Annotated in this window: 20 protein-coding genes and 1 pseudogene; 12 read left to right on the forward strand and 9 right to left on the reverse strand. The window is 72.3% G+C overall.

All coding sequences use genetic code 11. The features are described from left to right. From ACYVPE_RS30030 to ACYVPE_RS30065, 8 genes and pseudogenes are all read left to right on the forward strand, one after another. A pseudogene (locus ACYVPE_RS30030) lies at positions 1-364 on the forward strand (SCO3242 family prenyltransferase); the annotation flags it as partial. Continuing rightward, positions 361-1,206, forward strand: a complete 846-nt coding sequence (locus ACYVPE_RS30035) for a sugar phosphate isomerase/epimerase family protein (protein WP_461036895.1) — start codon at positions 361-363, stop codon at positions 1,204-1,206. The pseudogene ACYVPE_RS30030 and the gene ACYVPE_RS30035, both read left to right, overlap by 4 nt. Continuing rightward, entirely contained in the window at positions 1,203-1,874 is a 672-nt protein-coding gene (locus ACYVPE_RS30040) for an EboA domain-containing protein (RefSeq protein ID WP_461036896.1), read from the forward strand. The genes ACYVPE_RS30035 and ACYVPE_RS30040 overlap by 4 nt, the downstream gene beginning before the upstream one ends. After that, the gene (locus ACYVPE_RS30045) at positions 1,874-2,737 is read left to right on the forward strand and encodes a TatD family hydrolase (protein WP_461036897.1); all 864 of its coding nucleotides are present in this window, start codon (positions 1,874-1,876) and stop codon (positions 2,735-2,737) included. The genes ACYVPE_RS30040 and ACYVPE_RS30045 overlap by 1 nt, the downstream gene beginning before the upstream one ends. Before the next feature lie 26 nt (positions 2,738-2,763). Next, positions 2,764-3,960, forward strand: a complete 1,197-nt coding sequence (gene eboE / locus ACYVPE_RS30050) for a metabolite traffic protein EboE (protein ID WP_461036898.1) — start codon at positions 2,764-2,766, stop codon at positions 3,958-3,960. After that, a complete protein-coding gene (locus ACYVPE_RS30055; protein ID WP_461036899.1) occupies positions 3,957-5,351 on the forward strand; it encodes an alkaline phosphatase family protein in 1,395 nt (464 codons plus the stop codon). Before eboE ends, ACYVPE_RS30055 begins: the two co-directional genes overlap by 4 nt. Positions 5,352-5,435: 84 nt before the next feature. Then, positions 5,436-5,801 carry a hypothetical protein gene (locus ACYVPE_RS30060; RefSeq protein WP_461036900.1) on the forward strand — a complete coding sequence of 122 codons (366 nt, stop codon included), beginning with the start codon at positions 5,436-5,438 and terminating at the stop codon, positions 5,799-5,801. 11 nt (positions 5,802-5,812) lie between these two features. After that, a complete protein-coding gene (locus ACYVPE_RS30065) occupies positions 5,813-7,795 on the forward strand; it encodes a CHAT domain-containing protein (RefSeq protein ID WP_461036901.1) in 1,983 nt (660 codons plus the stop codon). A 366-nt stretch (positions 7,796-8,161) separates the two neighbouring features. Here the strand turns inward: ACYVPE_RS30065 and ACYVPE_RS30070 are convergent, their stop codons facing one another. The 8 genes from ACYVPE_RS30070 to ACYVPE_RS30105 all read right to left on the reverse strand — a co-directional run bounded on the left by ACYVPE_RS30070 (position 8,162) and on the right by ACYVPE_RS30105 (position 20,963). After that, positions 8,162-10,738, reverse strand: a complete 2,577-nt coding sequence (locus ACYVPE_RS30070) for an Hsp70 family protein (protein WP_461036902.1) — start codon at positions 10,736-10,738, stop codon at positions 8,162-8,164. Continuing rightward, on the reverse strand, positions 10,735-11,328 hold the full coding sequence (locus ACYVPE_RS30075) for a hypothetical protein (RefSeq protein WP_461036903.1): 594 nt from the start codon (positions 11,326-11,328) through the stop codon (positions 10,735-10,737). Before ACYVPE_RS30075 ends, ACYVPE_RS30070 begins: the two co-directional genes overlap by 4 nt. After that, positions 11,312-11,821, reverse strand: a complete 510-nt coding sequence (locus ACYVPE_RS30080) for a hypothetical protein (protein WP_461036904.1) — start codon at positions 11,819-11,821, stop codon at positions 11,312-11,314. Before ACYVPE_RS30080 ends, ACYVPE_RS30075 begins: the two co-directional genes overlap by 17 nt. 19 nt (positions 11,822-11,840) lie before the next feature. Next, positions 11,841-13,364, reverse strand: a complete 1,524-nt coding sequence (locus ACYVPE_RS30085) for a hypothetical protein (protein WP_461036905.1) — start codon at positions 13,362-13,364, stop codon at positions 11,841-11,843. Beyond that, entirely contained in the window at positions 13,361-16,279 is a 2,919-nt protein-coding gene (locus ACYVPE_RS30090) for a hypothetical protein (protein ID WP_461036906.1), read from the reverse strand. Before ACYVPE_RS30090 ends, ACYVPE_RS30085 begins: the two co-directional genes overlap by 4 nt. 9 nt (positions 16,280-16,288) lie before the next feature. Next, a complete protein-coding gene (locus tag ACYVPE_RS30095; protein ID WP_461036907.1) occupies positions 16,289-17,581 on the reverse strand; it encodes a protein kinase domain-containing protein in 1,293 nt (430 codons plus the stop codon). Further along, the gene (locus ACYVPE_RS30100) at positions 17,578-20,202 is read right to left on the reverse strand and encodes an AAA family ATPase (RefSeq protein WP_461036908.1); all 2,625 of its coding nucleotides are present in this window, start codon (positions 20,200-20,202) and stop codon (positions 17,578-17,580) included. Before ACYVPE_RS30100 ends, ACYVPE_RS30095 begins: the two co-directional genes overlap by 4 nt. 614 nt (positions 20,203-20,816) lie before the next feature. Further along, positions 20,817-20,963, reverse strand: a complete 147-nt coding sequence (locus tag ACYVPE_RS30105) for a DUF1259 domain-containing protein (protein ID WP_461036917.1) — start codon at positions 20,961-20,963, stop codon at positions 20,817-20,819. Between the two features lie 109 nt (positions 20,964-21,072). Between ACYVPE_RS30105 and ACYVPE_RS30110 the strand changes: the two genes are divergently transcribed. Then, positions 21,073-21,696, forward strand: a complete 624-nt coding sequence (locus ACYVPE_RS30110; protein WP_461036909.1) for a Chromate resistance protein ChrB — start codon at positions 21,073-21,075, stop codon at positions 21,694-21,696. 8 nt (positions 21,697-21,704) lie between these two features. Next, entirely contained in the window at positions 21,705-22,856 is a 1,152-nt protein-coding gene (locus tag ACYVPE_RS30115; RefSeq protein ID WP_461036918.1) for an MFS transporter, read from the forward strand. 14 nt (positions 22,857-22,870) lie between these two features. Here the strand turns inward: ACYVPE_RS30115 and ACYVPE_RS30120 are convergent, their stop codons facing one another. Next, positions 22,871-24,355 carry a helix-turn-helix domain-containing protein gene (locus ACYVPE_RS30120; RefSeq protein ID WP_461036910.1) on the reverse strand — a complete coding sequence of 495 codons (1,485 nt, stop codon included), beginning with the start codon at positions 24,353-24,355 and terminating at the stop codon, positions 22,871-22,873. A 123-nt stretch (positions 24,356-24,478) separates the two neighbouring features. Between ACYVPE_RS30120 and ACYVPE_RS30125 the strand changes: the two genes are divergently transcribed. Both ACYVPE_RS30125 and ACYVPE_RS30130 read left to right on the forward strand, forming a co-directional pair. Beyond that, positions 24,479-25,315, forward strand: coding sequence for a transporter substrate-binding domain-containing protein (locus ACYVPE_RS30125; protein ID WP_461036911.1), 837 nt, complete (start codon positions 24,479-24,481; stop codon positions 25,313-25,315). A gap of 22 nt (positions 25,316-25,337) precedes the next feature. Then, a complete protein-coding gene (locus ACYVPE_RS30130; protein WP_461036912.1) occupies positions 25,338-25,703 on the forward strand; it encodes a PH domain-containing protein in 366 nt (121 codons plus the stop codon). Positions 25,704-25,952: the final 249 nt, after the last annotated feature.

Here is a 25,952-nt window from a genome sequence, read left to right on the forward strand (position 1 = left end):
GCCGCGCGCGGCGCGGGCGGCGGGTGGGTCCGCCGCAGGCGTCCGCGGCGCCGCCGCGCCGACCGTCACCGGTCCACCCGGCGGCAATGCCGCCGCTCGCTTCGCGGCGCCGTCCGTCGTCGTCGGGGCGACGGTCGTGGCCGTCGGGTGGTATGTCGGCGGTGTCGGGCGGGCGCAGTTGGCGGCCGCGCGGGCGGCGGGGGATGCCGGGGTGGTGCGGGCCGCGACCGGGACCGGAGTGCGCGGCGGCATCAGGTTGCAGGCCGCGCTGCTCGCCGGCGCCGGGGCGCCGGCCGTCGCGGCCGCCCTGTCCGCGCTCGGACCGCTCGCCCGTCTCGCCTCCCGAAGGGTCTCGCCCACATGACCACGGAACTCCGCTTCGGCTACGGCACCAACGGCTTCGCCAACCACCGCCTCGACGAGGCACTCGCCGTCATCGCCGGCCTCGGCTACGACGGGGTCGCGCTCACCCTCGACCATCCGCACCTCGACCCCTTCGCGCCCCGACTCGCCACCCGCACCGCCGCGTTGGCGCGCAGACTCGACGAGCTCGGGCTCGGCGTCGTCGTCGAGACCGGGGCCCGCTACGTCCTCGACCCCTGGCACAAGCACGAGCCGACGCTCGTCTCGGCCGACGGCCGCGACCGCCGCGTCGACTACCTGGAACGTGCCGTGCGGGTCGCCGCCGACCTCGGCGCCGAAGCCGTGTCGTTCTGGTCGGGCACGCTGCCCGAAGGCGCCACGGCCGAGGAGGGCTGGCGGCGGCTCACCGCCGGCACCGCCCAGGTGCTGGAGACCGCCGAACGGCACCACGTGCGCTGCGCGTTCGAGCCCGAGCCCGGCATGTTCGTCGACACCCTCGCCGGCGTCGCCGAACTGCGCCGCCGGCTCGGCGACCCGCCCGCGCTGTGCGTGACGATCGACCTCGGGCACACCGTGTGCAACGAGGACGCGTCGACCGCCGACTGCGTCCGCGCCGTCGGCCCGCTGCTCGCCAACGTGCAGGCCGACGACATGCGGCGCGGGACGCACGAACACCTGGAGTTCGGGGACGGCGAGATCGACCTGCCCGCCGCCCTCGACGCGCTGCGCGAGGTCGACTACCGGGGGCTCGTCGCCGTCGAACTGCCCAGGCACGCGCACGCCGCGCCCACCGTCGCGGCCCGCGCGCTCGAGGCGCTGCGCAAGGCGGAGGCGGTCCGATGACGACTCCCGCCGCCGAGGCGCGGCTCGCCGAGCTCGTCACCCGGGTCACCGAGCAGCCGAACCGGCTGCCGGCGCTGTTCCCCGCCGTGGCGCGGCTGGTCGGCCGCGGCCCGACCGATCCGGAGGACCGGGGCGGGCTGCTGACCCTCCGCGTCGAGGACGAGGCCCGCGTCGCGCTGCTGGCGGCCGCGGCCGGCTCCGGCCGGCTCGACGCGGACCAACTCGCCGCGCTCACAACGGAGTTGTACGAAGACGGCGACGGCGACGAGCGGCGCGCCGTGCTCCGCGCGCTCGACCGGCTCGACGCCCTCGACCCGCGCGTCGGACGGCGGCTCGTCGAGGACGCGCTCCGCAGCAACGACCCCCGGCTGATCGCCGCCGCCATGGGCCGGTTCGCCGCCCGGCACCTCGGCGCCGACGCCTGGCGGCACGGCGTGCTCAAGTGCCTCTTCGTCGGCGTGCCGTTGGCGGCCGTCACCGACTGGGCAGCGCGCGTCGACAGCGAACTCGTCCGCATGACGGCGGACTTCACCGCCGAACGGGAGGCCGCCGGCCGCACCGTTCCCGAGGACGCCCGCCGGATCCTCGCCTCACCCCGCCCCGGCCAAGACACTCCGGAACACTCGGAAGACCCCGAACATCCAAAAGCGCGTGAAGGGGAGCGCTGATGCGCATCTTCGACCCCCACATCCACATGACGTCCCGCACCACCGACGACTACCAGGCGATGTACGACGCCGGCGTGCGCGCCGTCACCGAGCCGGCGTTCTGGCTCGGTCAACCCCGCACCTCGGTCGGCTCGTTCCGCGACTACTTCGACGGCCTCGTCGGCTGGGAGCGCTTCCGCGCCGCGCAGTTCGGCATCACCCACCACTGCACCGTGGCGCTCAACCCCAAGGAGGCCAACGACCCGCGCCTCGCCGGGGTGTTGGACCTGCTGCCCCGCTACCTCGCCAAGGACGGCGTGGTCGCCGTCGGCGAGACCGGGTTCGACGCGATGACGGAGGCCGAGGAGACCGTCTTCGTCCGCCACCTCGGCCTCGCCGCCGAACACGGCCTGCCCGTGCTGGTGCACACCCCGCACCGCGACAAGGTCGAGGGCACCCGGCGCAGCCTCGAACTCGTCGCCGGGTCCGGGCTGCCGCCCGGGATGGTGCTGATCGACCACCTCAACGAGGTGACCGTCGGCCAGGTCGCCGAGGCCGGCTGCTGGATGGGCTTCTCGATCTACCCCGACACCAAGATGGACGAGCACCGGATGGTGAAGGTGCTCTCCGAGTACGGCCTGGACCGGATGATCGTCAACTCCGCCGCCGACTGGGGGCGCAGCGATCCGCTGAAGACCCTGAAGACCGGCCGCGCGATGCTCGACGCCGGGTTCAGCGCGGACGACGTCGACCGGGTGCTGTGGCGCAACCCCGTGGAGTTCTACGCCCAGAGCGGCCGACTGCTGCTCGACGACGCCCAGGAGAGCGATCCCACCGCCACCTGGGAGGGCAACTCCGTCCTGCGCGGCCAGCGCCCGTCCTGAGTACCGGAAGGAACGAAGGAGCCGACATGACGTTCCGACACCGCGACGGCACCCGCGTGCACCTCGCCTACTGCACCAACGTCCACCCCGCCGAGGACGCCGAGGGGCTGCACCGCCAACTCCGGGTCTTCGGCGCCGGCGTCCGCGCCCGCCTCGGCACCGACCGGCTGGGCCTCGGCCTGTGGCTGCCCGCGCCGCTGGCCGCCCGGCTGGCCGCCGAGCCGGCCGAACTCGACCGGCTGCGCGGCGCCCTCGACGAACACGGCATCGAGGTCGTCACCCTCAACGCGTTCCCCTACCGCGGCTTCCACGCGCCGGTCGTCAAGAAGGCCGTCTACCGGCCCGACTGGACCGAGGAGGAGCGGCTGCGCTACACGCTCGACTGCGCCCGCGTGCTGGCCGCGCTGCTGCCGGACGACGCCGCCAGGGGCAGCATCTCCACGGTGCCGCTGGCCTGGCGCGAGCCGTGGGACGCCGGCATGCACGGCGCCACCCGTGTCCAACTCAACCGGTTGGCCGAGGGGTTGGCGAAACTGGAGGCGGAGACCGGCCGCACCGTCCGGGTCGCGCTCGAACCCGAGCCCGGCTGCGTCGTGGAGACCGTCGACGAGGCCGTCGAGCTGCTGGCCGGCGTCGACACCCGGCGGATCGGCGTCTGCCTGGACATGTGCCACCTCGCCGTCGCCTTCGAGGACCCGACCCGCGCGCTGGCCGCGCTCGCCGAGGCCGGCCTGCCCGTCGTCAAGGCGCAGGTCTCGGCGGCCCTGCACGCGGCCGCCCCGGACGACCAGGAGACCCGCGCCGCGCTCTCCCGCTACACCGAGGACCGCTTCCTGCACCAGGTCCGCGAACTGCCCGCCGAGGGCGGCGTGTTGGCCCGCGACGACCTGCCGGAGGCGCTGACCGGGCCCGAGCCGCTGCCCGCCGCCGGACCCTGGCGGGTGCACTTCCACGCCCCGCTGCACCAGCGCCCGGAGCCGCCGCTCGACACCACCACGGACCATCTGGAGCGCACCCTGGGCGAGTTGTTCGGCGGGGACGAGGCGCGCACCGACCACCTGGAGGTCGAGACCTACACCTGGTCGGTGCTCCCCGAGCGGCACCGCCCGACCGACGACGCCGAGCTCGCCGCCGGCCTGGCCGCCGAACTGCGCTGGGCCACCGGCGCGTTGCGCCGCGCCGGACTCACCGACACCGAGAGCGAGAGGGAGGAGCGGCCATGACCGCCGACACACAACGCGTCCTGCTGCTCGACGTCGTGGGGCTCACGCCCCGGCTGCTCGAGCACACGCCGAACCTGCGGGCCGTCGCGGAGCGCGGCTGGCAGGCCGAGTTGACGACCGTGCTGCCCGCCGTCACCTGTTCCGTGCAGTCCACCATGCTCACCGGGCTGCCGCCGTCCGGGCACGGCATCGTCGGCAACGGCTGGTACTTCCGCGACGTCGGCGAGGTCCACCTGTGGCGGCAGCACAACCGCCTGGTGGAGGGCGAGAAGGTGTGGGAGACCGCGCGCCGCGCCAGGCCAGGCTACAAGGTGGCCAACGTCTGCTGGTGGTACGCGATGGGCGCCACCACCGACTGGACCGTCACGCCGCGCCCGGTCTACCACGCGGACGGCCGCAAGTCCCCCGACTGCTACACGAGGCCGGTCGAGCTGCACGACGAACTCACCGACGAGCTGGGCCCGTTCCCGCTGTTCCACTACTGGGGACCGACCGCCTCGATCCGGTCGAGCGAGTGGATCGTGGCCGCCACCCGCCGGCTGATGCCGCGGGCCGACCTGACGCTCTCCTACGTGCCGCACCTGGACTACGACCTCCAGCGGTACGGCCCCGACAGCCCGCAGGCCGCCCGCGCCGCCGCCGACGTGGACCGGGTGCTGGCACCGCTGCTGCACGACGCGCGGGAGACCGACACCCGGGTGCTGGTGGTCAGCGAGTACGGCATCGCGCCGGCCAGCCGGCCGGTGCACGTCAACCGGGCGCTGCGCCGGGCCGGGCTGCTCGAGGTCTACACCCAGGAGGGCATGGAGTACCTGGACCCGTGGGTCTCCCGCGCCTTCGCGGTGGCCGACCACCAGGTGGCGCACGTCTACGTCGCGGACCCGGCGGACGTGCCGGCCGTCGCCAAGCTCTGCGCCGACCTGCCGGGCGTGGACCAGGTGCTCGACCGGGAGGGGCAGGCCGCGTACGGCCTCGACCACGAACGCTCTGGCGAGCTGGTGCTGGTCGCCGAGCCCGAGTCGTGGTTCAGCTACTACTACTGGCTCGACGACGAGCGGGCCCCCGACTACGCGCGCGGCGTCGACATCCACCGCAAGCCCGGCTACGACCCGGCCGAGCTGTTCTTCGACCCCGCCGACCCGCGCGCCAGGCTGCGCGCCGGGCTCGGCCTGGCCAGGAAGAAGGTCGGCCTGCGCTACACCACCAACGTGGTGCCGATGGACGGCCGTTGGGTGGGCGGCACGCACGGCCGGCTGCCGGCGGACCCGGCCGAGGGCCCGGTGCTGCTGTGCGACACGTCGACGGTGCGCCGCGACCGCGTCGCCGCCGCCGACGTCCGCGACCTGGTGCTCGAACTGGCCGGACTGCCAAGGAAGGTTCCCGGCCGGTAGCCACCGGGATAGTGAATCCCGGCTCCGGAGGCGTCACGGATCTGGAAGCATGGAACCGTGCACCCATCGGGGAGGGGAGAGCCGTTGCGAACGGTCGAGTGCGAGGTGGAGCTTCGAGGGAGCTGCGGAGCCGAAGCGAGGGAGGAGTTGGCCAGCACGCTGCGTGCCGAAGGGGCCACGCGGGTGGTGCCGCTGGTGGTGGCTCGCCCGGCGGCGGGACGGCGGGCCGTCGACCCGGTGGCCGTGGCCTCGCTGGCCGTCAGCTTCGCCGGCACGCTGGTCGCCGTCGTCGATGTCGTGCGCAGATGGCTGGCCGAGGGCTCGCGGGGTAACACCGTCCCCTCGGTCAGGATCGTGCTGGGTGAGGACTCGCTGGAGATCACCGAGCCGCGGACGGCCACCGAGGAGCGGCTGGTCGAGGAGTTCCTCCGTCGTCACACTCCGAGGTGACCGTGGACGGGATGACCACCCTTGATGTCCGCGAGATCGGGCAGGGGTCCTCGGCTCAGTACACCTACGAGCTGCGCTCTGGAGGCGGGGCTGGTAGCGGGCCGCTGGAGACGGAGTACGTCGTCCACGTCAGCCCGACGTTGATTCACGACTGGTGCACCGAGATCGACGCCGTCCTCACTGCGGGCGCGGCCGACAGCGACGGGCCCGGTGGCCGGAGCGAGGAGCTCGCCCGGCTCGGCGGGCTGATCTACAACCACCTTTTCCCCCGGGTCGGCCGGAGCGTACCCGACTTGGTACGGCGGCTCGACCACTCGGCCGGACCGATCCTGGTCCGTACCAACGAGTCGGCGCAGGGTGTGCCCTGGGAGTTGCTGCACGACGGCACCGAGTTCCTCGGCCTCAGGCGCGACCTGGCCCGCGGCTCGGTCGGCAGCCAGCAGGCGGTCGGCGGCCGCAGCATCGACCGCGTGCGGCGCGCGCTTGTCGTTGGTGACACCCTGGGAGATCTGGAGGCGGCACGCGAGGAGGTCAGGCGGATCTCCGGCTGGCTCAAGGGACGTGGCGTGGACTGCACCGTCTTCCTCGGGGAGCAGGCGACCGTGTCCCGCGTCGTCATGCACCTCGCCACTGAGCGGGAACCCTACGACCTGTTCCACTTCTGCGGGCACGTCTCCGCGAGCAGCGGCACGGTCGGGCTGTTGATGCACCGGCGCGAGCTGTTGAGCGCCGTCGAGTTGCAGACGCTCTCCGCGGCCGGCGCGCCGCCGGTGGTGTTCATCAACGGCTGTGCCTCGGCCGGCCGGGTTGAGAGCATGTGCCGGGGCTTTATGGTGATGGGCGCCAAAACCGTGGTCGGCACCAGGACCGAGGTCGCCGACGACGGGGCCTGGCACTTCGCTGAGGAGTTCTACGGGCGCCTGCTCGGCGGCGACTCGTCCGGCGCCGCCATGCGCGGGGCCCGCGACCAGCTGCGGGAGCGCCCGGACATGGCCTGGGCGTCGTTCCTGCTCTTCGGCGACCCCACCGCCCGGCTCACCGAAGACGCGCCGACCGAGCGGACCGAGGCCGAGGACGTGCCGGGCGACATCCTCGACCGGCTGGCGCCCGACGCGGCCGGGCTGATGAGCCGGATCGTTCGGCAGGCCGCCCCGCGCGGGGTGGTCACCTCGATTGACCTGCTGCTTGGGCTGCTCGCGGTCGAGGATCTGCGGGAAGGCATCGAGGACAGCATCGGGGCGGAGCGCCTGGCGATCCTCACCGAGGTGCTGCACACCGTCCGCGACCGGCCCCAGGGCGGGGCCGAAGAGTCGGCCGCGGACGAGAACGTGGACGACACAGAGTCGGCGGACGGCGAGGTCGAGCTTTCCGACACGGTGGCGCGGGTGCTGTTCGAGTCGTATGCCCTGGTGACGGCACGGGGAGGAACCGCGGTCACCACGGCCGATATCGTGACGACCTTCGTCGAGTTGGGCGGCGGCGCTTCCGCCCGGCTGCTTGAGCTGTGCGGTGTGTCGCTGGACCGGCTGCTGCCCGGCGAGGCCGGGCGCACCGTCGCGGCGCCCTTCGCGGTGGCCGAGAACGGCAACGGAAAGTTGCGCGTCGAGGGACTGAGCCGCAGCGCGGCCGGCGCGCTGCGGCTGGCCCGACTGCTCGCCAAGTCCCAAGGCCAGCCGGTCGGTTCCAACACCCTGTTGCTGGCCTTCGGGATGCTGGGCAGCGAGACACTGCGGGTCGCGCTGGCCGAGCAAGGCGCGGCGGGGGAGCGAGCATTTAGCCAGCTGGCCGGCAGGCTCGTCCCCCGCCGCAACGAGCTCACCCCGCGCGTCCGCACCATGTTGGAGCGGACGCACCGGGACGCCTCGGGCGCCGTCGGCGAGGCGGCGATCCTGCGCGCGCTGCTCGCCGACGAGAAGTCGGGCGCCCGGGCGGTGCTCACCAGCCTCGGCGTGGACGCCGACCGGCTCGGTCAGGATCTTCCGGCGACAGACTGAGCCCGTCCTTTGCCTTCCGGTCGTCAGGGCGGTCTGCCAGAACCGTGGCCCAATGCTGGCGCGCGCCCTCTCGGTCTCCGAGTCGGAAGGCCGCCAGCGCCAGGGCGTTGCGGGCCTCATGGTCGCCCGGGCACCAGAGCACGACGGCCGCGAAGCAGTCCCGGGCTGCTTCCAACCGGTCCTCCCGCGCTGCGGCCAGGCCCTGGTTGAACAGGTGGGCGGGGTACGCCGTCAGGTGCGCGTAGCCGAACAGCGGGGTGCCGCAGGTGGTGCAGGCTGGCGTCTGAAGTGAGTTGGCGCCTCGGCAGAGCGGGACGGGACAGGGGATCGCGGTTTCCTGCGTCGCTTGGGTCATCGGTGGGCTCCTCAGAAGGCCCGCGGCAGCGCGGGGCCGCCCCCCGGTCGGTCCACGAGGGCCCGGCTCAGCTGCTCAAGGCGGCGGAGCTCGGACACGGCCTCCTGGTGGACACCGTCGGGATCCTGGTTGATCCGCGCCGGCATGGCGGCCAGCCGCTGAAGGATGCCCTCGAACTCGGCGCGTTGCGACGGTGTCCCGGACACGGACACCCTCAGACGTGTCTCCTCCGCCTCGTTTTCCGCTGCCCGGAGGGCGATGCCAGCCCGCTGGTGAGGGCTCAAGTCGCCCAGCTTCCGCCGGGTCTGCCCGTCTGCCTGCGACTGGAGGTGCTTGCGGTAGCTGTCCAACTGCCGCACGGTCTCGGCGTATGAGCGCTGGTCGCGGGTGGTGTAGGCGGACTCTCCCTGGTCTCGCTGGGTGGTGATGGAGCGGGCCATCTCTGCCGCGTCGTGCGGGACCTCCAACTCGGTCGAGCATTCGCCGAGGTAGCTGTTGAGGTTCAGGCACTCCGCGACCAGCTTGTCGAACTTCTCCTTGGGCGGCTCAAGGTCCGGATCCCGCCGACTCATCTGGCCGACGATCTCCTCCATCAGCCCGAACTCGTGAACGGCGCGCGCTGTGTCGCCACTGGTCCGTGCTTGCTCGTACCCGTCCCGGGCCGTCGTCATCCTGGCCTGGGACACACTGCGCTCGCCCGCCGACAGGAACACGGACGCATCCTCGAAGGAGCGCCGCAGCTCGTCGACCTCCGCCTCGGTGGGCAGCGCGCGGTCCGGCGCGATGCCGACGATGCCGTCGAAGGTGGTGTCATCGATCGTGCCCTGGACGCTGATCAGCAGCGTGGTGTCGATCGCGATGTCCAGGTTGATCGGCGTCCCGGCGGTCAGTGAGGATGGGACCGGCGCGATGATGGTCTTGATCTCCCGGGCCCCCTGGTAGAGCTGGAACACGAGGCTCTCGGTGTTGCCCGGGTGGCCGTAGGTGAAGCGCGCCTTGTAGGGCAACGACTGCATGGCGGGGATCAGTTCGTCCTTCTCCTTGCGCCCGGCACGCTCGACATCAAGGAAGATCGCCTTGGCGCAGACCGCGCTGCCCACGGTGCTGCCGGATGGCCCGGCGTTCGGATCGTGGACGACCGGACGGCCGACCTGAGCGCGCGGCGCACCCGCCGCGTCGAACACCTGGAGCGTCAGCAGGCTCTGTGCCTCAGGAGTGAGTTCCACCCCTGAGAACGCGAAGTGCCCTTCGGTATTCACCTCGGCGTTGTCCTCGTAGCCGTCGATGAGGAGTCGCACCGATCCGTCGGTGAGGTCGAGACCGGGTGCCAGCGCGGTCACGGTGCCGCCGACCGTGGTGCTCTTCTTCGTGGTGACGCCCGTGCCACGCAGCGCCACCCGCACGGTGCGGTCCTGGTCGTAGAGTTCCACGCCGCCGACGGTCGCGGCGCGGATGGCGGCGCCGAGGGCCACTACGGTGTCCACCTGCTCGTACACCGGCTCGTCGCACTTGGCCCCCGCGCACAGTCGGCTGGTGACCAGCTCGCGGACCAGCGGCAGATGTGTGGAGCCGCCGGCCAGAATGACGCCGTCCACATCGGCCAGGGTGACGTTGGCCTCTCGCTGGGCATGCCGCAGGGCCTCGTCGCAGTAGTCGAAGGTGCGTTCGATCAGGGGGCGGACGGTGTCCTCGAGCTCGGCCCGCTCGACGAGGGTGTCGATGAGGACCGGATTGCCCTGTTTGTCGAGCACCGTGCCGGTGTCACGGAGCATGTACTCCGTGCGGTCCGACAGCGCCTTCTTGGCTCCCTCGGCGAGCAGCCGGAGACGGCGGAAGCGAAGCCCGTCCTCGGGGTCGTTCTCCACGTCGAGGTCGAGTGCCCAGCCGTCCTCGCGTAGTCGTTCCAGCAGGCGGTGGGTGAGCGCCGCGTCGATGTCGTCGCCGCCGAGCATGGGGTTGCCGCTGATCCCGAGCACCCGGAAGTCGCCGGCCTTGCAGCGCACCACGCTGACGTCGAAGGTGCCGCCACCCAGGTCGTAGACGAGGAAGGTGCCGTCCCGGACACCGGACTTCCAGCAGTGGTAGCTGGCCGCCGCCGTCGGCTCGTGCAGCAGGTCGACGACGCGCAGGCCGGCGAGTTCGGCGGCCTCCCGGGTCGCCTCGACCTGCGGCTGGTCAAAGTAGGCGGGGACGGTGACGATGGCCCGGTCCACCATCCAGCGCGCGCCCGCGCTGTCGAAGGCCGCCACGTCCTGCTCGATCTGCCGCCTCATCTCGCGCAGGATCTCAGCAGACACCTGCTGCGGGGTCAGCTCCTCGCCGGCTAGCGACACGGTGCGCTGGGTGCCCATCAGCCGCTTGATGGAAGTGACGGGCGCGGGGTTGCCGCCGACGCGCGCGAACGCCATACGCCCGACGATCGGTTGACTCTCCCGGCTGGCCCGCCACAGACAACTCGGCGTCGTCTGGGCCCTGCTCCTGGGGTCCTGATGGATCACCGTGGCCGTGTCGTTGGGGTTCATCACCGCCACCGCGCTGTTGGTGGTGCCCAGGTCGATACCGACCGCCTTGCTCACCCACTGGGTCATGGTGTTTCCTTGTGCTCTTTCTGCTCGCTACCTGGTTCGATGACTGGTTCGTTGTCCCGCTCTTCGACCGGTGCTCCGACGACGACCTGGCCGTAGCGGGCCACCACCTCATCGTCGTGGACGATGGGCACCACGGTCTGGACGACCACCTCGGTGGTGAACCGGCTCTCGTGGCGCCAGTGCAGGATGTCCACGAGGTCGGCGAAGCGGTCCAGGGGCTGCTCGACCGGGTCGACGGCCTTGATGTGGAGTTCCGCGAGCAAGTCCGTCATCTGTTGGTGGATCAGGGTGAGCCGACTCGCGAGGCCGTCCTGTCCCGTGACCCGCAGCGGTTTGGCCGCCTCGTCCAGCAGTTGCCGCAACCGCCAGAGGTGGACGGCGAATTCGACGGTGGTCCGACGCGCCTCGGTGACCGTGGCCCGGGTTCTTTGCCGCTCCCTGTCCAGCTCGGTGCGGAACCCCTGGACGGCGGTGGCCAGCGCCCGGCCCGGTGGTACGGGGGTCAGCCCGTCGGGGGCCGGGCGCTCGGCGAACGAGTCCCAGCCGTAGGGGATGCCGGCCGAGCTGGTGGAGTCAGCCGAAGAGGACATCGCGCACCTCCAGTGGTGGCTTGTCGGTGAGGCGGAGCGATACGGGCGCCTGGATGAGGGCGCGTCGGATGCCGAGATCCTCGGCATCCGGTGTGGGAAGCGCGCCCAGAACCCCGGAGGGCGGCCGGGTCTCGAGCCAGTGCCGCATGACCGCCGCCAAGTCGAAGTGCTCGGGCGCCGGGGTTTCGACGGACTGGGCCAGCACTCCTTGAGGCAGGGGAGAGCGGCCGTACTTTCTGACGAGGGCCCGCAAGTCGTCACCCCGGTAGTCAGCGCCCGGCGGTTCGAACACCTCGTGTAGACGTCGAGTCTCCGGGCGGCCGGTCAGCTCGTCCTTGGCCCACTCGGCCAGTGCCCGGTCATCGGGCCCGCCGCTGACCAGGGCCAGCTCCTCGTAACGCTCGACGACGGCGCCGTCCTCGGCGGAGACCGGAAGCCCCAGTACATGGAAGGGATTGGGTTTGCTGGAAGACATCATCGCCTCAGTGATCACTCGGGTTGGGCTGGGTGGACTAGCGGTTGGATCGATCGAGAGTCAGGCGGGCTCCGGGCGGGAGCACCGACAGGAGGTCGATGAGGGTCCTGATCTGGTCGTGGAGATTGCCGGGCGGGGCGTAAGCCAGGGCCAGGTCCAGCTGTTCACGCGCGTCGCGGTGGCCGTCGTCCGTTCGCCCTGGGCTGCTGGCGACCTCAGCCAGGGTGCTGGTCGCCCGGAGGAAGTAGACCCAGGCGCGGTCCTCGTCCGTGGCGGCGAGCCCTTGGAGCGTGGAGATGCCGGCCCGGGCCCTGGTGGTGTCGCCGTCCTTGACAGCGCTCAGGGCGGACCCGAGGACGTAGTCGAACTTCTCGCGGTGAAGGGCGGCGTTGGCCTGGTCGCGCAGGGTGGTGGCGTTGTCGTTGTGCGGGTTCCACTCCAGCGCCTCGGTGTAGGACCGTACGGCGGTCAGGGGGGCGTCGGCGACGAAGCCGCGGAACAGGTGGTACTTGGAGAGCGCCTGGTTTTCCCCGCGCGTGCCATTGCCCTTGGTCGCGATGCGGGCGAGTGGCTCGGCGAAGGTGCTGGCGCGGTCGAGCGTCTGACGCATCTTCCGCTGCCTGACGGGTTGCGGCTCACTCAGGTGGTAGATGCAGAGCAGCCACTCGTTACACCAGTCGAGCCCGGCGATGAGCAGCCGGAGCGCGGGGGTGGCGAGACCGGCGAGCGGTTCGAGGGCGCGGACTCCCGCGTCGAAGTCCTTGGTGATCCCGGCGGGTTGGCGCGCCACGCCAGCCGGGTCCGTGAGCTTCTGCCCGGCGGCGTTGATGGCCTCGTGGTACCAGTCGTCGAGGACGTCGCCGGCCATACGGGAGATCTCCGCCCAGTGGGAGCGGCCTCTGGGGTGGGCGAGGCCGTGGAAGACGTCACCACTCCTGATGCGGGCGCTCGGCGCCTCGCTGTCCTGCCACAGACTCATCGGGGACAGCAGTTCGCGTACCGCGGGTTCGCCCTGCCGACAGGCGTCAAGGGCCGTCAGGTGTGTGCGTGCGGTGCCGTGTTCGCCCCGGGCCAAGGCGGCGGCCCCCCGGGTACGGTGCAGTTCGAACAGTTCCCGACAGATGGCCGGACACAACTCGCCGGCCAGGTCCTGGTGATGGTACTGGGGCCAGAAGGACGCGGTTCCGAGGAGCAGCGTCCACAGGGCCGAGGCACGCGTCAGAAGCTCGGCCGCCTGCTCGGTGTCGCCGCTCGAGGCGAGGGCGGCCTCCCGGTGGAGCACGGCCAGGGTGTGGTGCAGGGGGATGCCGATCTCCCGGTACTGAAGGCGCCGGGCCCAGGCCTCACGGACCCGGCTCTGCTCGTTGGAGAGCAGGGCTTGGTGGAGGAGGACGTCGGCTTGGATCTCCGTCTCCAGAACGGGGTAGCGGCCCGGGCGATCCCATGGCATCGGAGCGGTGGTCGTGCCGGGGACGAGATGGGCGAGCAGCCTGACGACGCAGGCGTCGATCTCGAGGTCGCGGGCCAGTCGCCGGAGCGTGTCCGGTTGGATGGGGCTCACGTCACCTCTCCTACCTGGGGGTTGGGGATGGGGTCGCCGGCGGCGGCCGCCGCCGCGGCACGTAGCAGACGAGCCGCTGTCAGCGGGGCGTTCTCGCGGTAGGCGAGCACGGCCCGGTGGCACTGGAGATGGACGTACTCACCGCGGGCCGGGGAGCGCTCACCCCGGGCATCGTGTTCGGCCCGGTGCACGGCATGCCCCCAGTGGCGCTCGGCGAGCTCGAACTCGCCGAGCGCCGCCGCGCATCGGGCGAGCGTGTCGTAGGCGACGGCGGGTCGCGGGCGGTTGCCGATTCGGCGCAGGTAGCCGATCAGTGGCCGCGCGCGCTCGGGGTTGACCCGGCGGCCGGCGGTCAACCGGGCACACATCGCGGGCAGCAGGCGGGTGAGGTCGACGATGTCGGTGAGGTCGAGGTCGTCGGAGACCTCGGTCAGCAGGTCGAGGCAGCGTTCTGGGGCGCTGCTGGCCAGGGCGGCGGCGAAGACGAGGCGGGCCAGGGCGCCCTCGGGGGGTGGTTCCTGAGGCGGCCGGCTGTCCAGGGCGTCGGCGAGCAGGGCGCAGCTGAGGTCGTTCGCCGCTGCGGCGTCCTCGGCGGCGGCGCGGAGACGCTTGACGGCCGTCGCGCGGTCGTTGGCGCGGAGGTCACGGTAGGCCAGGGCTCGGGCGACGAGTGGATGGGTGGCGAGGGAGGCGGGCGGCTCGTACGGAGTGGGTTGCCGACGCATCGCCATGACCACGGCCTGGGCGGCCGGCTCCACGACAGTCGGCAGCGGATACCGCTCGGCGAGCCGGCTGAGCAGGCGGAACGCACCTGGGGCGGGGCCCCGTCGGATCGTCTTGGAGAGCGCGGCGGCGAGGCCGCCCAGGGCCGCGACGGGCGGTCGGCGGACTCGGTTGACCAGGGCCAGCAGCTCGTCGCCGATCCCGGACTCGACCGCAGCCGGCTCGTCGGCAAGCCGGGCCAGCCCCAAGACCCAGGTGACCCAGGGCTGTTGGGCGCGGATCAGGGCGAGTGCCGGGTGTTGAGCGGAGCCCGCGATGGCCTCGGCGGCCTGGGCCAGCGCGAGGGCGTCGGAGGGGAGGACATCGCCGGCGGCGGCGATGGCGGAGTTGAGCTCGCCCGCCGCGAGCCCCGCCTGCTCGGCTGCGCGCTCGGGCACGGCGGCGAGGCCCTTCAGACGCAGGGCGCCCAGCAGGTAGCGTGCCTGCGGCGGGCCGTTGGCCGCCAGTGGGGTGAGCCGTTGGATGCCGGGTGGCGTGACGGGTGTCGTGTTGCTCGTGGCCCAGTCGGCGGCCGTGGTGTCCAACCAGACACTGAGGATCACGGACTTGGGATCGCTACGTCGGCCGAGGGAGGCCCGGGCTTGGCCGGTGTCCGCGTGCTCCAGGTGGTGGGCGGCGAGGATCAGGTCGGCCCGGGAGTGCCCGAGTCGCCGGGCTTCGCCGAGCAGGCGATGGCCTTCGGCCGGATCCTGCCGCAGGGCCAGCAGCCCGGACCAGAGCAGCCGGTCGGCGCGGGGCAGCCGGCGGTAGAGTGGGGCGCGCAGCAGGTCGGCCAGCCTGCCGGGAGGTTGCCGCCCAAACGCCGCGCCAAGCGCGGTGCGCAGCGCTTCGATCCGCTCGGGCGAGCCACGGCCCGGGGGCAGGGGGCCCGGATCCTCGGTGGGGCGCAGCGCGCCTGCGAGTCCGACTCGGAGGGCGGCGATCCGCTCATACCTGGGTGGTGGTTCGGGAAGTGCGAGCCGCCGGCCGGGGACGGCGTCACGCAGCAGGCAGCCGAGCGCCCAGTCGTCGGACGTGGCCCGCAGCGCCTGGGCGCGGCGGGCGAGCACCGCACGGTCGTCGCACAACAGCGCGGCCCAGGTGGCGTGGTAGACCCAGTCCCGCTGGCCGGTCAGGGGGGCGAGCAGGGCGTGCGCGGCCGCCGCGTCCCCCTCCACGAGGTGGACACGGCCGCGCGCGTAGTCGAGCCACGGGCCGACATGGAGCGCGACACCCAGGGTGTCAAGAAGGGCGGCGGAGAGCGGCGGGCTGGCGTCGGTGGACGAGTCGAACCAGTTGAGGACTTCGATGAGTTGGGCCATCTCATGCAGCCGGCTGGCTGCCGGTGACCGGTGGGCGCGGTCCATGGCCCAGTCGGGTACGAGGGCGGCTTCGCCGTCGCGGACCAAGGCGGCCAGCAGACCGAGCAGCGGGGTCGGGTCCTCCGGGGCGACGGCGCAACCGGTGGCGAAGTGCGCAGCGGCCGCGGCCGGTTGGTCGAGCACCAGAAGTCGGTGCAGGCCGAGTGCGATCTCGGCGGCCGGGAAGTCAGGTGTGTCCCGCACGACCGCGGCCAGTTGGGCCGCTCGGTCCAGCTGGTGGGCGTGGGCGCTGAAGTCGACGGCGAGTAACTCGATCACCAGGGCGACCACTGCCGGGGGACGCGGCACGCCCCGCCGCAGCAAGTCGCCGTAGACGGGCAGGTGCTCGTCGTCTTGGGCACGGCCGCGGGCCAGCTCCGCGGCCGCCGCGGCGCGCACCGGTTCGTCGATGGCCTCGGCCCAGTAGAGCCGGGCCAGCAAGGCGTTGGCGGCGCCTGGCTCGTCGCGGGCGAAACGGGCCCGGATCAGCGGGCGCCATGCCTGCTCAACGGAGAACCGCCCGGGGAGGGCCAGTTGGCCGCCGACGAGTTCGAGGTCTGTGAAGTCGTCGTCGGTCAACAGCGCGCGGAACCGGTCACCCGCGCAGGAGACTACGAACGGCACCCACAACTCGGCTGCCGCGCCGGGACGTTGAGCCAACCCCTGACGCACCTGGCGTAGCTTGGTGAGACCGCGCTCGGGGTCGATGTCGGCGAGGGCCGCCGCCCAGCGGTTGTGGAGCCGGCCGGTCGGGGTGAGGGCGTTGACAAGGGAACGCCAGGTGACCACCATGTCCGGAGCTCACCCCCGTCCTAGCTCGCGGTCGCACTCCCACTCGTAGCGCCGTGCGGCGAACCATCTCTTCGCCTCGCGGTAGAGCTCGATGAGCCGGTTGAGCACGGCGACGCGCTCAGCGGTGGTGGTCAGCACGGCGTGCTCCTTGACGAGCCGCCACCCCTCGGCGAGACAGTCCCCGGCGGCGCTCGGGTCGCCCTGGGTGTGCAGGACCTCTGAGTGCAGCCGAAGTAGATGGAACTTCTCAGCGAGCGTGAGGGCCGGCTCCTCCCTCAGGGCGCGCTCCAGGATCCGGTGGGCTTCCACGAGGTCCCCGGCGGCGATCAGTGCCTTCGCTTCCCGGAGCTTGGCCGCGCCCGGTTTGACGTTCGACAAGGGGCGGCCGTCTCGCAGCGCGTCCAGAGCGTCAAGCAGCTCGGACGCGTTCCTGAACCTTCGGTCGGGATCGAAGCGCAGGCAGTGCAGCACCAGCTCGTCGACCTCCGGCTTGACGGTGTTGTTGAACCGGGAGGGCGGGGCCAGCATGAGGCGCCGCTTCTGTGCGTAGAGCCATGTGCCATGCTCTGCCGAGGGCCAGGTCGGCGGTGGAACGAGGTCCGCGAACGGGTGCCGGCCGGTCAGTCCTTCGTAGACGAGCACCCCCAGGGAGTACAGGTCGGAGGCGGGCACACTCGCGCCTTGTGAGGTCTCGGGCGCCATGTACTGGAGCGTGCCGGCGACGTCCGGAGCCCACCCGGAGTCGCGCAGCCGGGCGGCGAGCCCGAAGTCGATCAGTCGTACGGTCCTGTCGGTGCCCAGGAGCACGTTGTCCGGTTTGATGTCGCGGTGCACCAACGGCGGGTCGAGGGAGTGCAGGCCGCGCAGGGCCGTGCACGCCTGGCGGGCCCAGGTGAGCATCAGGTTGGCTGGGATGGGGCGCAGGGAGGCGAACTGGTCGGCGAGCGTGTCGCCCGGCACGTACTCCATGATCAGGAAGGCGCGGCCGCCCACGTCCTGAGCGATGCCGCCGTCGTAGACGTGCACCAGGTGACGGCGGGCTTCCCCATCGATCATGCCGTCCATCACCCGGGCCAGGGTCAGCACGTCGGTGAAGAGCTCGCCGGCGCTCGCCTCCGTCATGCCGTCGCGCCGGGAGAGCTTGCAGGCGACGCGGCGCACCGGCTCGCCGAGGATGTGCTGCCGGCTCTCGAAGACGCCACCGAAGGCGCCCCCGCCGATCCAACGGGTCAGCTCGTAGTGGCCGCCGATCACCCGGCCGGTGAACGACCTCAGGTTCTCCGGCTGGTTGGAGGCGGTCATGACGCGGGCTCCGCGACGAACCGGACCGCCACCTGGTCGTCCGACTTCGCGGTGGCGTCGAGGTCGATCTCGATCCTGGCGCACCGCTCGTAGCCGCTCTCGTCGCGGTCCTGGGCCCGGAGAGCGGGGGTCAGGATCAGGTCGGTCAGCAGCGGGCGGAGGACGCGAGCGCCCTCCCGGCCGCCGGACTCCTGGTCGAGGCGGTAGCCGCGGGCGGCGATGTGGCGGATCAGCGAGTCCGAGACGACAAGCTCCTTCTCCCGCTGTTCGCGGTAGTCGGTGGTCGTCCGCTCCAGGAGCTTGCGGCAGATGCTGGTCATGGCCTCCAGCGTCAGCTGCCGGAACACGATGATCCGGCGGATCCTGGCCAGGAACTCGGGCGTGAAAACCGGGCCACCGTTCGCGTGGTTCACGGTGCTGAGTAGCTGTATCTTGACCTGTTTCTCGATGTCACGCTGCTCGTAGCCCTCGCTCAACATACGCGAGATGACCTCCTGCCCCGCGTTGGTGGTGAGAATGAATATGCCTCTGTCACCATGGGCCTTGATGCCGCGTTGGTCGGTGATCCAGCCCTCGTCGAAGAGATTGAGGAAGGGGCGCCACACCTCGGGGTGGGCCTTCTCCGCCTCGTCCAGCAGGAATACGCAGTAGGGATCGGCGTTGAGCTCATTGATGAGCCGGCCGCCGCTCTCATAACCGATGAATCCCGGCGGCGAGCCGATGATGCCCGAGACGCTGTGCCTTTCGGTGAAGTTGGCCATCGCGTAGGTCTGGTGCTTCCTGGACAAGGAGTAGAGCGTGGCCAGCGCCTTGGCGAGCTCGGTCTTCCCGGTGCCGGTAGGCCCGGCGAACAGCATCACGGAGGCGGGGCCACCGTCGGCACGGGCCAATCCGGCCTTGATCCGCCGTAGTTCGGCGGCCACGACCTCGATGGCCTGCGACTGGCCGAACACCGTGTTACCCAGGAGTCGCTCATAGTCCACGCGCTCGCCGCCGCTGCCGGCGATCTGTGTCTCCGGTACGCCGGCGATCTCGGCGACGACCCGAACGACGTCGGATCCACCCAGGGCGGCGCGTTCCTCGCCCAACTGGCCACGCGCGTAGTCCAGATCTTCGGCGGCCCGGCGCAGCACTTTGACCGCGGCCAGCGGGAGGCGCTGGCTGATCAGGTAGTCGCGGGACAGGACGACGGCCCGGGAGACGGCCCGGTCGTCGACGGAGAACCCGAACTCGGCCTCCAGCGCGTCCGCCGCCTGCCGGACCATGTCGCGGGCCGGGGTGGCCTCCGGCTCGACGAGCTCGATCCGCGTCGCGAGCTCGCGCATCGCTTGGTCGCCGGCGATCAGGTCCTCGTAATCCTGCGATGCCAGCACACCCACGAGCCTGATCCGCCGCTCTCTGAGGGCACGGCGCAATGTCGGCACGTGGCTGGCGCCGTGCGGGCCGCGGAGCAGGGGGCCGAGCCCGTCCAGGCAGAGGACGAGGTCGGTCCGCGCGGTGACCTGGGCGATGACGGAGGCCAGCGCGGCGCCGCTCTCCTCGGGCGGCACGTCGTGGCAGTCGACACGCAGGAATCGCATGTGCCGCAGGAAGGGCAGGTCGCCGGCCGCGGCGCGTCTGGCCAACTCGCGCAGCAGCGTGGTGGCGCCGACTCCGGGCGGTCCGGTGATCAGCACGTGGTTGGCGACGGTCCGGTGCAGGGCGCGGCCGAGCGCGTCGAAGTAGCGGTCGACGTGGTGGGCGCGGGGGATGCTCTCGGTGTGCGCGAGCCAGGTCAGATCCTCGGAGGGCGGAGATCCGACGGCGAGCCGGAAGGCGACCTGGCGCGGGGTGGTGCCGCGAGTGTCGCGCAGGGCCTGCGTGAGGTGTTCGCGCATCCGGTCGAGGTCGAGACGCAGCGGCTCGGCCTCCAGCGTTGAGGCGAGCCGTGCCGGCGGCGCGGTGAGGAGCGCCACCAACAGGTGTGGAATGTCGATCTGTTGAGCTCCCCAGGACCTGGCGGCCCGCCAGGCGGAGTGCAGCAGGGCAAGGGTGGGCTCGCCGATCCCGCACCGGTCGAGTGGCGGCGCGGCGCGGCCACGCTCGGCCAGCCGGAAGGCGGTGGTCAGCCCCTCCGTGACGCGGGCGAGGCCGACTTGGGGAGGGATCTGGAGCCTGATCAAGCGCTCGGTCAGGCCCTCCGTCTCCGCGAGCAGCGCGAGGAAGCAATGGGGCGGCAGCACACGGTCGTAACCGAGTTCGCCGGCGAGGGCGGCGGCGCGTTCCAACGCCGCCCTGGTATCTGCCGACAGGTGCTCGGAGCGCAGCCGCCCGGAGTGCTCCTCGAGCAGCTCGGGCGGCGGCTCCACGCGGACACGCGCCAGCTCCTCGAAGGCGCGGACGGCGCTGTCGATGTGCAGGATGCCCAGGTGGCGCCGGTCGTCGTCGTCCAGGTGAGTGAGCACCCGGCTCAGCAACAACTCCAGGTCGACCGGGCGCAGCGCCTCGGGGTCCGTGCCCAGGGCGGCGGCGAAGGAATCGAGGGCGGCGAGCGCCCCGGGCGTGAACTCGGCGCGCTCGCCCCGGAACGAGCGCTCGGGAGCCGAACGGCCCTTGTTGTACGCGTCGATGGTCTCCAGCACGTGCCTGGGCTTGGCACCCTCGGCGAGTGCGCCGGAAAGGGAGGTCAGAACCGTGCTGTCCCCCGATTCGATGGCCGCGTACAGGATGTCGCTGGTCCGCAGGATTCGAGAGGAGCGATCAGCCGCGTGAAAGAGAATCGTGGCGGCGCGACTATCACGGCCCAGCGATGCCGGTGTGAAGACCCCGTCGGTGAAAAGCGTGCACACCGTGCCCCCCCGTGCGATTCCATGCGATGGCAAGCCACCGCTTTGCCGGCGATGGCGCGTCGTCACCTACTGGCATGATGACATATCAGCAGGGTCGCATGTGTCTTCGATTTCCCGAGGGTGCGTCCGTGAAAAGTTGTTCGAAAATCGGCGGAGTTCGGATCGCGCACCGATGACGCGGAATGATCAAGATCTGGATCTCACGCCGATGTTCGTATTCGTTGGCCCTGACCTCGTGACCACCCCCGCGGTGCGGCGACGCGACGCGGTCGGGTTCGGCCCGTGCTGCCGTGCGACACCCGACGGCCCGCCGCGACCGGGTCGCCGCCGCCGACGTCCGCGACCTGCTGCTCGAACTGACCGGACCGCCGGAGGCGTCGGCGGTCTCAGGCGGGAGCTGACGCCGGTCAGCCGGCCGGGACGACGTCGGTGAGGTCGGTCGTGCGGCGGATCGCCCTGGGGATCCGCACGGCGTCTCCGGTGGCCCAGATGTGCACGAAGAACAGTCTCGGTTCCTCGCGGAGGCCATGGTTGTGGAGTTCGACCAGGGTGATCCCGCCGTCCCGCTATCCGGTCGATTCCATTCGCATGCGCGAGAGGCGGTCGGACCCCGCGTGTGACACCGGCTTCCGCTTGTCATGTATCGACTGTTACATTGCGCAGGTGGATAGGGAGAAGCGGACCCAATGGGTCGTGCTCATCGTGCGGCTGCCGGCGCAGCCCTCGCGACACCGCGTGGCGGTGTGGCGGGAGCTGCGCCGGGTCGGCGCCCTGTCGCTCGGGCAGGGCGTGTGGGCCGCGCCGGAGGTCGCGGTGTTCGCCGACGGGATCGAGCGGGCCGTCGCCATGGCCGAGCGCTCGGGCGGCGAGGCCGTGACGCTGCGCGCCGGCGGCCGGGGGCCGACGGACGCGGAGCGGCTGCGCGCCATGTTCACCGCGGCCCGGGCCGAGGACTGGGCGGAGTTCGTCGCCGACTGCGGCAAGTACCTCGCCGAGCTGGCCAAGGAGACCCGGCAGGCCAAGTTCACCCTGGCCGAGCTCGAGGAGGAGGAGCAGAGCCTGGAGCGGCTGCGCCGCTGGCACCGCGACCTCAGGCTCAAGGACGTCTTCGGCTCGGCCGGCGCCGTCGAGGCCGAGGAGCGGCTGGCCGAGTGCGCGCGCCGCTTCGAGGAGTACGGCGAGCGGGTCTTCGCCCACCTCCACGCCTTCGACGCGCCCTCCGACGCGCCGATGTCCGACGCGCCCTCCGACGCGCGGGCCGCCGACGCACCGGGGGACGGCTCGTGAGAACCGCCATGTGGCCGCTGTACGCGGCCGGCTTCACCACCGCGTTCGGCGCCCACGGCATCGCCGCCAACCTCGGCCAGGGCGACGAGGGCCTGGCGACCTCGCTGCTCTACCTGGGCCTGCTGCTCGCGCTCTACGACGGCGCCGAGGTCGTGCTCAAGCCGGTGTTCGGCACCCTCGCCGACCGGATAGGCGCCAGGCCCGTGCTGATCGGCGGCCTGGCCGCGTTCGCCGCCGCCTCGGCGCTCTACGCCGTGGCGCGCGACCCGGACTGGCTGTGGGCCGCCAGGCTCGGCCAGGGCGCGGCGGCCTCCGCCTTCTCGCCCGCCGCCTCCGCGCTGGTCGCCCGCCTCAACCCGCGAGCCAAGCACGGCAAGGCGTTCGGCTCCTACGGCTTCCACAAGTCCATCGGCTACACCGCTGGCCCGCTGATCGGCGGCGTCCTGATCTGGCTCGGCGACCTCACCCTGCTGTTCGCCGTGCTCGCGGTGCTGGCCGCCGCGGTCGCGGTGTGGGCCGCCCTCGCCGTGCCGGCCGTGCCGCCGCTGCCCAAGGCGCGGCAGACGGTGCTCGGCCTGGCGCGGCGGCTCACCGACGGCGCCTTCCTGCGCCCGGTGGCCGCGCTGGCGGCCGCCGCCGCGGCGCTCTCCGCCGGCGTCGGCTTCCTGCCGCTCTCCGGCGCGGCCGCCGGCCTCTCGCCGCTGGCCACCGGCGCCGCCGTCTCGGTGCTCGCCGCCTGCGCCGCGTTCGCCCAGCCCTGGGCCGGCCGCCGTCTCGACGACGGCCGGCTGACCATCCACGGCGGCCTGGTCGCCGGCCTCCTGACGACCGCCGGCGGGCTCAGCTGCGCCATGCTGCCAGGACCGCTCGGCGTGCTCTCCGGCGCCGCCCTGATCGGCGCCGGCACCGGCCTCATCACCCCGCTCGGCTTCGCGGCGCTCGCCGCGACCACCCCGGAGGCGCGGATCGGCCAGACCATGGGCACCGCCGAACTCGGCCGCGAACTCGGCGACGCCGGCGGCCCGTTGCTGGTCGCGGCCGCCGCCACCACCGCGACCCTCACCTGGGGCTACGCCGCCCTCGCCCTCCTCGTCGCCCTGCTTCCGCTCGCCCTGCGCGGCCGGCCGGCACCGGCCCCCGCCGCGGAACCGGCCGGCTGATCGCCGCGCCCCCGTCAGGCCACGGTGAGCACCGGCGTCTCGCGGGTGATGCGAAGCGCGTGCACGAGGTCGTGGACGCCGGCGCCGGTACTCAACAGGTCACGTTGCAGCAGCCGTTCCGCCGTGCGCAGCCGGGCCCTGACCGTGTTCCGGTTGATGCCGAGGTGCGTGGCGGCCCGCCGGGCGTCGGTGTCGGCGTCGATCCATGCATCCAGGGTGGCGACGAGGGCGCGGTGGCCGGCCTCCTCCCGCAGCGGGCCGAGGAACGCCTCGGCCCACGCGACGGCGGGCTGGGCGTGGAACAGCTCGTCCAGCGTGGGCGCGGGCTCCTCGACGTCGTCTTCCGCGCCGACCCGCGGACCTGCGACGGCCAGGGCCAGCGCCAGCACGGCGCGCGAGCGGACGTCGTTCAGGTCCGTGCCGAGGGCTTCCTCCGCGCGCCGGACGTGGGCCCTGACCGTGTTCCGGCTGATGCCGAGCAGCCGGGCCACCCCCGCCTGCGGCACGTCGACCGCGAGGCGCGTCACCTTGACCGTGAGCCCGGGCGCGCCGCTCAGCCGGCGCAGATGGGCGCGGGCCCAGGCGAGGGCCTCCCGCGCCGGGAGCAGCGGAACCAGCGGCGACTGGCCCTGGTAGTCGGCGACGCGGGTGGGACAGGTACGGGCGACCGCCAGCGCGTTGGACGCCTGCGCGTACGCCTCGCCCACCGCGCCCAGCGAATGCGGGGCGCTGATGCCCACCGAGTACCGCGGGTTCTCCCTGACCAGGCGGAGCAGGATCTCGCGGTGGCCGCCCGCGTCGTCGGCGTCCTCGGCCAGGACACAGATCAGGTGGTGGCTGTAGACGGGGCAGCGCACCATCAGGTCGGGGCCGTGGAAGCCCAGCCGGTCCTGGTACGTCTCGGAGATCCGGTCCCGGTCGACCGGCCCGCAGCGCAGCAGATAGACCCGGATGGTCGCGGCGTCCAACACCGGCGGGACGGCGCCGGCCATCATCCGGCGGGCCAGGAAGGGCTGCCCCTCCATCAGGGCGCTCAACACGGCGAACCGCAACTGGCGCGACCGATCCCGCTGGTCTCTCGACACCGCCGCGCCCTCGCCGATGCCGTGCAGCGCGGCCAGCACCCCGCCGGTGGCCGAGACCAGCGCACGCGAACGCTCGTCCGGCGCCGCCGAGCCGATCACCACCAGCACCGGATGCGGCACCCGGGGCCCGATGGCCTCGCACCGCACCCACAGCTCGCCCGACCGCTCGGCGGCCGTGGCCAGATACCCGCCGGCCAGTCGCGGCAACACCCGCGCCAGCCACTCGGGTAGCCGGGGCGGGAACCCGGGCGTGCCCGCGCCCACCATCCCGCCACCCGTCACCAGCGCGACCTCCGTGCCGATCCGCCGCCCCAACCACTCGACGACAGGACCGAGGTCAGGCGCGGCGTCCCGCGACATCTGACGCGTCAGCTCGCGCAGCAACTCCTGCTCTTCCCCGCCCGGCTCGGCCATGACCTCAGGGGACCACAGCCACCGTCCCCGTTCCAGACCGCGCCGAAGGCGTGGGGGCAACGCGCCGTCCCGCGGCCATACTTGGCGGCGGCCCACGCCGTCCCCACCGGGAAGGGAACCCCCATGCGCCCGCTCCGCCCCCGTACCGTCGTGCCCGCGCTGCTGCTCGCCCTCGCCACCGGGGCGGGCGCCGGCTCCACCGTCGTCGCCGCCGGAGGCGGCGGTGGTGGTGGTCGGCCGCACGCCGACCGGACCCTGCTCGACGAGGTGCGCCACCGCGGCGAACTGCGGGTCTGCACCACTGGTGACTACCGCCCGTTCACCCATCTCGACCAGGACACCGGCGAGTACGCCGGCATCGACGTCGACATGGCCGGCGACCTCGCCGAATCCCTCGGCGTCGAGGCCGAGTTCGTGCCCACCACCTGGGCCGAGCTGCTGCCCGACCTCACCTCGGGCGCCTGCGACATCTCGATGGGCGGCGTCTCCGTCACCCTCGCCCGCGCGCGGGAGGCGTACTTCAGCGTGCCGTACCTCGTCGACGGCAAGGCGCCCATCGCCCGCTGCGCTGACCAGGAGCGCTACCGGACCCTGGAGGACATCGACCAGCCCGGCGTCCGCGTCATCGTCAACCCGGGCGGCACCAACGAGCGGTTCGTCGACGAGCACATCGAGCGCGCCACCGTCGTCCGGCACCCCGAGAACACCACCATCTTCGAGGAGATCGTGGCCGGGCGCGCCGACGTGACGATCACCGACACCAGCGAGACCCGCTACCAGGAGACGCTCCACCCCGAGCTGTGCGCCATCAACCCCGACGAGCCGTTCACCTTCGCCGAGAAGGCGTACCTGCTGCCGCGCGGCGACGAGGAGTTCCGCGCCTACGTCGACCAGTGGCTGCGTCTGGCGCTGAACGACGGCACGTACGCGGGTTACGCTGCCGAGTGGGAGAACGACTGAACTTCGAGGGGGCGGGGACGCCATGGCGCTGTTCGGCAACGCGCACGCGATCGACGCGGCACAGGCACACCAGGAGTACGCGCGACTGCTCGGCCCGCAGGAGCGGGTGCGGGCCGCCTATCTGCTGATACGGGACACCATCCTGCTCACCGACCGGCGGCTGATCCTCGTCGACAAGCAGGGGATCACCGGCCGGAAGGTCGAGTACCACTCCATCCCCTACAAGAGCATCAGCCATTTCGCCGTGGAGACCGCGGGCCACTTCGACCTGGACGCGGAGCTCAAGATCTGGCTCTCCGGCAACCCCACGCCGATCGAGAAGACCTTCACCAAGGGCGTCGACATCTACGAGGTGCAGGCCATCCTCAGCGAGTTCGTCGCCCGCTAGTCCCCGCTCCCTAGGGCCTGTCTTCCGGATCTTCGTGGGGCCGCGACGCCAGCTACGGCACCTCGCTGCGTTACCCCACGCCGCGGAGCGGCATGTCAGGCGCCGCGCGCGAATACGGCCAAGTATGAGCCGCGCCGCGGTCGATGTGCGGCTCCGCCGCGTGGGGCGCCTTGCGATGCACCGCATCTGGGGGTACTCCCCCAAGCACTCCGTGCAGGGGGCACCCCCACCCGGGCCGCCAGGCCTGGG

The organism is Streptomyces mayteni, assembly GCF_054783955.1.

Excerpts from the sequence above, each read along its gene's own strand:
- ACYVPE_RS30035 (WP_461036895.1), top strand. The coding sequence starts at position 361 with ATGACCACGGAACTCCGCTTCGGCTACGGCACCAACGGCTTCGCCAAC.
- ACYVPE_RS30040 (WP_461036896.1), top strand. The coding sequence starts at position 1,203 with ATGACGACTCCCGCCGCCGAGGCGCGGCTCGCCGAGCTCGTCACCCGG.
- ACYVPE_RS30045 (WP_461036897.1), top strand. The coding sequence starts at position 1,874 with ATGCGCATCTTCGACCCCCACATCCACATGACGTCCCGCACCACCGAC.
- eboE (WP_461036898.1), top strand. The coding sequence starts at position 2,764 with ATGACGTTCCGACACCGCGACGGCACCCGCGTGCACCTCGCCTACTGC.
- ACYVPE_RS30055 (WP_461036899.1), top strand. The coding sequence starts at position 3,957 with ATGACCGCCGACACACAACGCGTCCTGCTGCTCGACGTCGTGGGGCTC.
- ACYVPE_RS30065 (WP_461036901.1), top strand. The coding sequence starts at position 5,813 with ATGACCACCCTTGATGTCCGCGAGATCGGGCAGGGGTCCTCGGCTCAG.
- ACYVPE_RS30070 (WP_461036902.1), bottom strand. The coding sequence starts at position 10,738 with ATGACCCAGTGGGTGAGCAAGGCGGTCGGTATCGACCTGGGCACCACC.
- ACYVPE_RS30075 (WP_461036903.1), bottom strand. The coding sequence starts at position 11,328 with ATGTCCTCTTCGGCTGACTCCACCAGCTCGGCCGGCATCCCCTACGGC.
- ACYVPE_RS30090 (WP_461036906.1), bottom strand. The coding sequence starts at position 16,279 with ATGGTGGTCACCTGGCGTTCCCTTGTCAACGCCCTCACCCCGACCGGC.
- ACYVPE_RS30095 (WP_461036907.1), bottom strand. The coding sequence starts at position 17,581 with ATGACCGCCTCCAACCAGCCGGAGAACCTGAGGTCGTTCACCGGCCGG.
- ACYVPE_RS30115 (WP_461036918.1), top strand. The coding sequence starts at position 21,705 with ATGTGGCCGCTGTACGCGGCCGGCTTCACCACCGCGTTCGGCGCCCAC.
- ACYVPE_RS30120 (WP_461036910.1), bottom strand. The coding sequence starts at position 24,355 with ATGGCCGAGCCGGGCGGGGAAGAGCAGGAGTTGCTGCGCGAGCTGACG.
- ACYVPE_RS30125 (WP_461036911.1), top strand. The coding sequence starts at position 24,479 with ATGCGCCCGCTCCGCCCCCGTACCGTCGTGCCCGCGCTGCTGCTCGCC.
- ACYVPE_RS30130 (WP_461036912.1), top strand. The coding sequence starts at position 25,338 with ATGGCGCTGTTCGGCAACGCGCACGCGATCGACGCGGCACAGGCACAC.